Raw genomic sequence first — 7,136 nt, 5'->3', positions numbered from 1 at the left:
CCGGGCTGGCGGAGAGCTGAAACGCCTGTGGAGCGGGTGTAAGACCTCAACGAGAGTCCTCTCGGACGGGCGACCGGCTGTGAAGCAGGAAGCCTCACGGGCGACCGTGGGAATCCCCCTCGTTTACTTTACGAGGGGGAGGATGTCAACCACAGGCTGTACGACCTGCACGCCGCCGCGGCCGAACGTGTCTGGGCCGGCCACGACCTGCCCGCGCTGCCCGCGCTGGCCGACCTGGCGGGACGGGGGCTCGACTCGGCCGAGCGCGTGCCGGGCGGCGCGCTGGAGGTGGCGGCGCCGCCGTACGAACCGGAGGGGACCTCGCCGGGGGTGCTGCTGTTCAACCGCATCGCCGCGCTGCGCCACCACCGCGCCGACGCCCACGCCACGGCCTGGCAGGCGCAGGGCCTGACCGCGGCCGGGATCGTCGCACTGGCGGACGGGCCGCTGCGCGCCAGGATCGAGGCGGAGACCAACCTGCGGGCCGCGTCGGCGTACCGGACCCTGTCGGCGGACGAACGCGACACCCTGCACGGCGGCCTGCTGAAGCTGGTCTGAGCGCGCCGGGGCCTTCCCTCTGGTTTTCCACGCGGCGACGCCAAGGTTCCAAAATGCCACCTCCCGGTAATCGATGGGTAGGCGCACTATGGTCGTACTTCCCAACAGGAGGCACCGTGGAACAGGAACTGCCCGTCGGTGCGAGGCTGATCGTCGGGGTCGACGAGTCGCCGTCATCGCGCTGGGCGCTCGCCTGGGCCATCGGCGCGGCCAGGCTGCACCGGATGGCCCTGGTCGCCGTGCACGTCAGCCGCGCGCCCGTCCACCCGTTCCCTGAGGCGCTGCCCGTGCAGCACGCCGTCAGAGCGGGCGAGGAGGCGCGCTGCTCAGAGGTGATCACCGGCGTGTTCGACGACGTCGCGGGCGGAGTGCCCGAGGATCTCACGACGGCGGTGGTCGGCCGGGTCGGCGACCCCGGCTACCACCTCGTGGATCTGGCCCGCGAAGGTGATCTGCTGGTGCTGGGGCGGGGGAGACGCGGGCTGTTGAGCCGCATCTTCATGCCCTCGACCAGCATGTACTGCGCGCGACACGCCCGCACCACCGTGGTGATCGTGCGACAACCGACATCGCCGGACGACCCGGAGATGTCAGGGGAGCGGGTTCGCGGGTTCTGGAGCCGCCGACATCCGTGACCGCAGCAGGCGCAGCCCCTCGGGGATGGCGTCCTTCGCGATCGCGCCGTAGCCCAGCACCAGCCCGGCCTGGGGCGACGGAGGATGGGGCCGGCCGTCGCCTGGGCCTACAGCCCGTCTGACGGGGACGGAGAGGGCATGCGCGCGGTGCCGGCAGCCCGGGGACCCATCAGGCCACGCGTTCAGGCCTGCCCGGTCAGCTCATAACCGGCTTCCTTCACCGCCGCGGCGACCTCGGCCGCGTCGACAGGACCGTCACTGCCGACCGTCAGCAGGCCACCCGCCAGGTCGACCTCCACGGACGTCACACCCGCCACTTCGCTGACCTCTTCCTTGACCGAGCTCACGCAGTGGTCGCAGGTCATGCCGGTGACGGTGTAGGTGGCAGTGCTCATGGCGATCTCCTCAGGAGGTGTACGACTGTTCGGATCACCATACCCCCCTACGGTATTGCGATGAAACCGGACGCGAGCGTGTTTCGTTCTGAGCCGAACCGTTTGTACGGCGCCGCGCAGCCGCCCGACACCCGAACCAGCCCATAATCCGAAGTCCGACCCGCAGGCGGCTGGCAACCGCGCCCACCTCGGGTTACTCTCCTCCAGGGCACACCTGCACCAGGATCAGGCTGACCAGCCTTTCCTCGCGAGCAGGAGCTGACCTCCAGCACAGACGTTTCGCGCATCCGCGCCGGATATTTGGCATGATCGAGCTGTTGCCCATGAGGGCTGCCGATAGATGGTTGTCAGAAGTTCGTCCAGATGGGGCAGCATTCGGGTCCCACCTGGGGCCGAACACTCATCCATCGCACATTCCACACATCCGCAACACAGGTAGCGCAGCCATCCCTTGCTAGGCTGCTTGTCAACCGTTGGGTCTCACCCCGGCAGGTGAGACCGTCGAAGAAGTGGGGTCACACCGTGAAGAAGCTGCTCGTTCTGGCGCTGATCGCCCTTGGGGGGTTGCTGATCTGGCGTAAGGTGCAGGCCGACCGCGCAGAGCTTGATCTCTGGACCGAGGCGACCGGCAGCGAGAACTAACCGACCGGCGAGGCGATGAGTGACGTCGTCCCCATCAAGCTGGTGTGCCTGGACCTGGCAGGCACCACAGTCGGTGACATCGCCATGGTCGAGCGCGCCTTTGCCGAGGCGATCGCGACCCAGGGCATAGTGCCCGGGACCGGGGCTTACGCGCGTGCCATGGTTCACGTGCACCGGTCCCGGGGATGTCCCACGATAGATGTCTTCCGCGGGATCTTCCCCGGGAACGAAGCCCAGGCCCAGGCGGCGAACCTGACGTTCGAACGCTCCTATGAGGGCGCGTTGGAGCGGGCCGGTCTGACGCCCATGCCCGGAGTCATGGAGGTCCTCGACAAACTCCGTGGCAACGGCCTCAAACTGGCCCTGATCACCGGCTTCAGCCGCGTCACGCTGAGCCGCGTGCTGAGCGTGCTCGGCTGGCACGACAAGATCGACCTGGCCATCTCCCCAGAAGACGCCGGCGGCCGCGGCCGCCCCTGGCCCGACATGGTGCTGCACGCGGTCCTCCGCACGGGGGTGGCGGACGTACGGCACGTGGCGGTGATCGGCGACTCGGAGAACGACATGCTGTGCGGCACGCGAGCCGGGGCAACGATCGTGGCCGGCATCCTGACGGGCGTCCACAGCCGGGAGCGCCTCCTGAAGGGCGGCGCCACTCACCTCCTCGACTCGATCGCCGACTTTCCGAGCCTGGTGTTGAGCGACGACCTCGGTACGACGCAGGTGGCTTCGTCGGCCCGGTAAGCTATCTTCGTCGAAGGGGCCTTAGCTCAGTTGGCAGAGCGCCTGCTTTGCAAGCAGGAAGTCAGGAGTTCGAATCTCCTAGGCTCCACCAGCAAAAACACCCCGCCACTGATCTTGTGGCGGGGTGCTCGGGCCATTAACGGGCCATTAGCCATCCAGCCCCAGCCTCTTCCTCTCGGCCTCCACCCGAGCGCTGAGCGCATCCGCAATCCGCTGGTCGGCGTCCTTGGTGGCGTGCTGATAGATGAGCGCCGCCCGATCGCTGTCGTGCCCCATCCGTGCTTTGAGATCGGCCAGGCTCGCCCCTGACTGCGCGGCGAGTGTGTTGCCAGTGTGGCGAAGGTCGTGGAAGTGCAGGCCGGCGAGCCCCATCTCCTTGAGCGCCTCGCTCCACTTAGCAGCACGCCGGAAGTTGCTGCCCCGCAGGAACCCGCCCAGCTTGCCGAGGAACACGAAGGCGTCCTCATCTGGCTCGACATAGGACGCGAGATGTTCGTTGAGCGCCGGAACGATCACTGCGGGGATGCCGACCGTGCGGCGACCGGCCTTGGATTTGACCGGGCACAGGCGCATCTCCCCGCCGTCCAGCTCGATGAGCTGTTCCCGCACCCGGACCGTGCGCGCCACCAGGTCGAGATCATGCCGTCGAAGCGCGATCACCTCACCCCACCGCAGGCTTGCGAACGTGGCCAGCAGGATCAGTGCTCGAAACCGCCTGTCCGCCATCCGGTCGGCGAGTTCGAACACCTGAGACACCGTGATCACGGGACGCTCGGGCGTGTGCTCATTGTCGGCGCCCTTGATGCGACAGGGGTTGCGGCTGATCAGCTTGTCCTCTTCCGCCGCCGTCATCAGAACAGCCCGCAGGAACCGGTACGCCTTGGCGACCGTCGAGACCGATACGCCCTGCTCCAGCCGTTCGGACCGCCACGCGCGGATCATCTGGGTGGTCAGCTTGCCGACCTGGACACCGCCAAGGGTCGGCATGATGTGCCGCTCCAGCAACCACGTGTAGTTCTCGATGGTCTTGGGGCGCAGGCCGGGACGTTCCTTGATCCACGCTCGCGCGTAGTCGCCCACCAGGACCTTGCCGCGATCGGGATCCGTCCAGTCGCCCGCGATCATCTGAGCTTCGGTGATCGTGAGTGCACGGTCGGCCTCAGTCCTGGTGGCATAGGTCGTGGCGCCGGTCCGTAGACGCCCGTCCGGTCCCGGATAGCGAATCTGGAACCGGCCGGACTCGCGCTTACGGATATTGCCGAAACGTCGGTGACCGTCTCTGTTGGCCATCAGGCAGCCCTCCCTTTGACGGTGCCGGTGGTCATCGGCGTGACGGTTCCGGCCACGACGAAGGCGATCAGCGCGGACTCGCGGATGCGGACATGGCGTCCGACCTTCACGAATTCGATCCGGCGTTCGGCGATCAGTCGGCGGACGAAGCGCACCGAGGTGTGCAGCGCATCGGCCGCTTCGTCAACGGTCAGCAGTTGGTCCATGTCTCTACCTCCTTCACGCGGCCTGCGGAATTGCCGAAAGATCTTGTCCGGCTGCTCTGGCTTCCAGCTCTCTGAGGTGGGCTCGCCAGCGTTGCCGTTCATGGACGGACCGGAGTAGTCGTACGGCCAGCGGCGGCACGTTGGCGTCTCCGGCCGGGACGGGTCGCCAGATGTAGCGGTGTGGGTCGGTGGGTTGGTCGGTCTGGCCGAGGGCTTCCAGGACCCAGGTACGGCGGTCCTGCTTGTGCTCGGCCAGGGTCTTGTTCGACCACTTACGGGAGACCAGGACGCGGCGGCCCGCGTAGCCGAGGTGTTCGGGCTTGTGTGCCTTGGAGCGGCACCGGCCGGGGGTCATCCCGGTTCTGGCGTTCTTGGGCTGGATGCCGTAGCGGAGCCAGTTCGGGCAGGTGGGGGAGCAGGGTTCGTAGCGGAGGGCGTCGAGCATGCGGGCGGCGTGCTCGCGCTGGGCCTGGCCGCCGTCGAGGCCTCCCCGATGGACTTGGTCAGATATTTGGACAGGTAGCGGATGCACTGGTCGGCGTCCGGGGTGCCAGCGAGGACGCCTTGCACGTCGACTTGTTCGCCGAAGCGCAGCACGTGGAGGGGATCGGCGTCCTCGTCCAGGGCGTCGAGGGCTTCGTCCCAGGTGGGCAGGACCTCGCCGGTGGCCGGGTCGAGGTAGCCGGCCTCCTCGTCCCAGACGGGCAGATGATCGCCGTCGAAGCGGACCTCGTCGGCCTGTGGCCACCACACCTGGTGGTAGGTGGCGGCGGCGATCTGCTTGATCTCCGCACGCGGCAGGGTTCCCCGGATGGCCATGTGCAGGTGCGGCGCCAGCCTCTTCTGTGGTTCCACGGCGGCGAAGTACTGCACGTCATAGCCCGCGACACGGCGCAGGTTCTGCACGAAGCGATCCACGAGCTTGGAGAAGTGCAGCGCGTCCCGAGCGGCGCGCCGGTAGTCGTAGGTGTCGGGATCCATCGGGACGCCGTCACGGACTCTGCCGTAGCTAGGCAGGGTGAGCGTGACGAACAGCGACGGCCGGTAGGTCTTGCCATCTCCGCTGGTGAAGGTGCGGCCGAGGGTGGTGTCGGTCATCTTGCGTTTGGGCAGGTCAGGTACGTCCTGCCGTCGCCGGGTCGATCGGGTGCGCTTGGGCACCGCGGATCCGGTGACGCTGCCCCGCATGCCGGCGTTGTTGATCTCGTCATCGAGGCCGGACAGGACGGCGTCCAGGTCGGTGGTGTCGTCGCCGGCCTGCTCGGCGGCATCACGCTTGGCTTGCATGTCGGCGCGGAACTCGACCAGCCAGCGCTGTTCCTCGTTCGGTTCGTCGGGCGTGATGGTGGGTTCGGTGTCGAGGTGCCAGCCTTCGCGGCATTGGGCCATGCGGAGCTGCCGGTTGCGCTTGGCGCAGGGCGGGCACTTGCTGTCCAGGGTCGAGCCGCACGGTACGTCGATGATCTCGGACTTGCCGGTGATGGTGTCAAGCGGCGGCGCGGCGCGCCGCCGTACCCCCCGGCCCTCCGCCCGCCCGCCGTCCGGGCGTGCGGCCTGGGGGCCGGTCCCGGACGGCGGCGGGACACCGGGCCGGCCGCCGCACGCCAACCTCGCCGTACTTGCCGAACGCTCCGACCGAGGTTGCCGCGCCACCGCACAGATGCAGCCCAACGATCGCCACGGCATGGCTGGTCGCCGGACATGGTCGGGGGCGATCGAAGGTCCAGGGCTTCGTTCCTCAGCCCTGGCCCACCGGGCAACAGGCTGATCACCGTATTCAACACGGACTGGAACGGTGGCTCGTCCAGCGCGTCGCCGATCATGCGGCCTTGCTACGATCTGCGGGTGCGCTGGCGCACTAGGACGATCAGCCCTATCTGGGCAACAAGCAGCACCAGCGCGATCAGTCCCGATGTGGCGGTCATCTCTTCCTCTGATAGCCCGCCAGCACATTCCGTAATGTTGCCGCCCTCGTATAAAAAGGTGCAGTCGTGTCCAAGGATCACGGCAGCGATGAACCAGTTGGCAAGCAGAAGGGGGACCGCGCCTAGGACAAGGAGCAGTGGGATGTGGTTCATCCTCCCACCCGCCGGTTTAACCTTCGCCGGAACAGGTTCGAGACGCCCGCCTATATCGGAATTACGATTCACACCGAACACATAAGCAGAGGCAAGCGATCACGACAAGGCGGTATGGTGCACTTCCTGTGCAATATACGTGCAATGATCATGGTTGGCATCGTGGTGAGACACGGTCATGTCGCAGGTGGAAGGTCGTATCTCAGCCGCAACGGTCACGCGCTGTAAAACCGTCGACGGTTGGTGCACTTTCCCCGTAGCTCGGATGTGCTGGACACCAAGCATGTGGCCCCGCGCGAAGAGGCACGTCGGGGCGTGATCGTGCGGGCCATTAGCGGGCCATTAAGGGCGGTCAACAGGGGGTACTCACGGTCACTCGCGGGATGCCTCCCACCCAGGTGGCGGCTGTTTCGCCTGAAGATCAGGACGATTTGCAAGCAGGAAGTCAGGAGTTCGAATCTCCTAGACGAGTAATTCCGATCTCCGGTCAATGGTCGTAGGCGATCAGTGACCGGGTGATCGGGGCGTTGGTCGCGTTGTTGTGCCAGATCGCCGCCGCCAGCGCAAGAAGGCGCTGGGCGACGCGGA

The 7,136-nt window shown here is 67.0% G+C and carries 8 protein-coding genes, 1 tRNA gene and 2 pseudogenes; 5 read left to right on the top strand and 6 right to left on the bottom strand.

Annotated features, from left to right (window positions below; genetic code table 11):
* Nucleotides 1-267: 267 nt before the first annotated feature.
* Both ABGB01_RS45605 and ABGB01_RS45600 read left to right on the top strand, forming a co-directional pair.
* On the top strand, nucleotides 268-558 hold the full coding sequence (locus ABGB01_RS45605; protein ID WP_347780566.1) for a hypothetical protein: 291 nt from the start codon (nucleotides 268-270) through the stop codon (nucleotides 556-558).
* A 116-nt stretch (nucleotides 559-674) separates the two neighbouring features.
* Nucleotides 675-1,193: a universal stress protein gene (locus ABGB01_RS45600; protein WP_347780565.1), complete on the top strand. Its 519-nt coding sequence runs from the start codon at nucleotides 675-677 to the stop codon at nucleotides 1,191-1,193.
* A 182-nt stretch (nucleotides 1,194-1,375) separates the two neighbouring features.
* On the opposite strand, the gene ABGB01_RS45595 is transcribed toward ABGB01_RS45600, so the two are convergent.
* Nucleotides 1,376-1,588, bottom strand: coding sequence for a heavy-metal-associated domain-containing protein (locus ABGB01_RS45595; RefSeq protein ID WP_347780563.1), 213 nt, complete (start codon nucleotides 1,586-1,588; stop codon nucleotides 1,376-1,378).
* 522 nt (nucleotides 1,589-2,110) lie between these two features.
* Here ABGB01_RS45595 and ABGB01_RS45590 point away from each other — a divergent pair.
* From ABGB01_RS45590 to ABGB01_RS45580, 3 genes are all read left to right on the top strand, one after another.
* Nucleotides 2,111-2,230, top strand: a complete 120-nt coding sequence (locus ABGB01_RS45590) for a DLW-39 family protein (RefSeq protein ID WP_020542320.1) — start codon at nucleotides 2,111-2,113, stop codon at nucleotides 2,228-2,230.
* A gap of 15 nt (nucleotides 2,231-2,245) precedes the next feature.
* Nucleotides 2,246-2,974 carry an HAD family hydrolase gene (locus tag ABGB01_RS45585; protein ID WP_347780562.1) on the top strand — a complete coding sequence of 243 codons (729 nt, stop codon included), beginning with the start codon at nucleotides 2,246-2,248 and terminating at the stop codon, nucleotides 2,972-2,974.
* Between the two features lie 15 nt (nucleotides 2,975-2,989).
* Nucleotides 2,990-3,065: transfer RNA gene (locus ABGB01_RS45580), tRNA-Ala, on the top strand.
* Between the two features lie 56 nt (nucleotides 3,066-3,121).
* Here the strand turns inward: ABGB01_RS45580 and ABGB01_RS45575 are convergent.
* From ABGB01_RS45575 to ABGB01_RS45555, 5 genes and pseudogenes are all read right to left on the bottom strand, one after another.
* On the bottom strand, nucleotides 3,122-4,264 hold the full coding sequence (locus ABGB01_RS45575; protein WP_347780561.1) for a site-specific integrase: 1,143 nt from the start codon (nucleotides 4,262-4,264) through the stop codon (nucleotides 3,122-3,124).
* Complete coding sequence (locus ABGB01_RS45570; RefSeq protein ID WP_347780560.1) at nucleotides 4,264-4,470, bottom strand: helix-turn-helix domain-containing protein; 207 nt, start codon at nucleotides 4,468-4,470, stop codon at nucleotides 4,264-4,266. Before ABGB01_RS45570 ends, ABGB01_RS45575 begins: the two co-directional genes overlap by 1 nt.
* A gap of 13 nt (nucleotides 4,471-4,483) precedes the next feature.
* Nucleotides 4,484-5,961: pseudogene (locus tag ABGB01_RS45565) on the bottom strand (replication initiator); the annotation flags it as partial.
* Nucleotides 5,962-6,302: 341 nt separating this feature from the next.
* A complete protein-coding gene (locus ABGB01_RS45560; protein ID WP_347780558.1) occupies nucleotides 6,303-6,548 on the bottom strand; it encodes a hypothetical protein in 246 nt (81 codons plus the stop codon).
* A gap of 487 nt (nucleotides 6,549-7,035) precedes the next feature.
* Nucleotides 7,036-7,136: pseudogene (locus ABGB01_RS45555) on the bottom strand (IS982 family transposase); the annotation flags it as partial.

It is taken from the genome of Nonomuraea sp. B5E05 (assembly GCF_039880665.1).
Lineage (GTDB): Bacteria > Actinomycetota > Actinomycetes > Streptosporangiales > Streptosporangiaceae > Nonomuraea.
The sequence above is the reverse complement of the archived record's forward strand: the minus strand, read 5'-3'. Positions and strand labels throughout refer to the sequence as shown.

What these genes read in the sequence shown, in the direction of transcription:
- ABGB01_RS45570 (WP_347780560.1), bottom strand. Translation starts at nt 4,470, where the DNA reads ATGGACCAACTGCTGACCGTTGACGAAGCGGCCGATGCGCTGCACACC.
- ABGB01_RS45575 (WP_347780561.1), bottom strand. Translation starts at nt 4,264, where the DNA reads ATGGCCAACAGAGACGGTCACCGACGTTTCGGCAATATCCGTAAGCGC.
- ABGB01_RS45595 (WP_347780563.1), bottom strand. Translation starts at nt 1,588, where the DNA reads ATGAGCACTGCCACCTACACCGTCACCGGCATGACCTGCGACCACTGC.
- ABGB01_RS45560 (WP_347780558.1), bottom strand. Translation starts at nt 6,548, where the DNA reads ATGAACCACATCCCACTGCTCCTTGTCCTAGGCGCGGTCCCCCTTCTG.
- ABGB01_RS45585 (WP_347780562.1), top strand. Translation starts at nt 2,246, where the DNA reads ATGAGTGACGTCGTCCCCATCAAGCTGGTGTGCCTGGACCTGGCAGGC.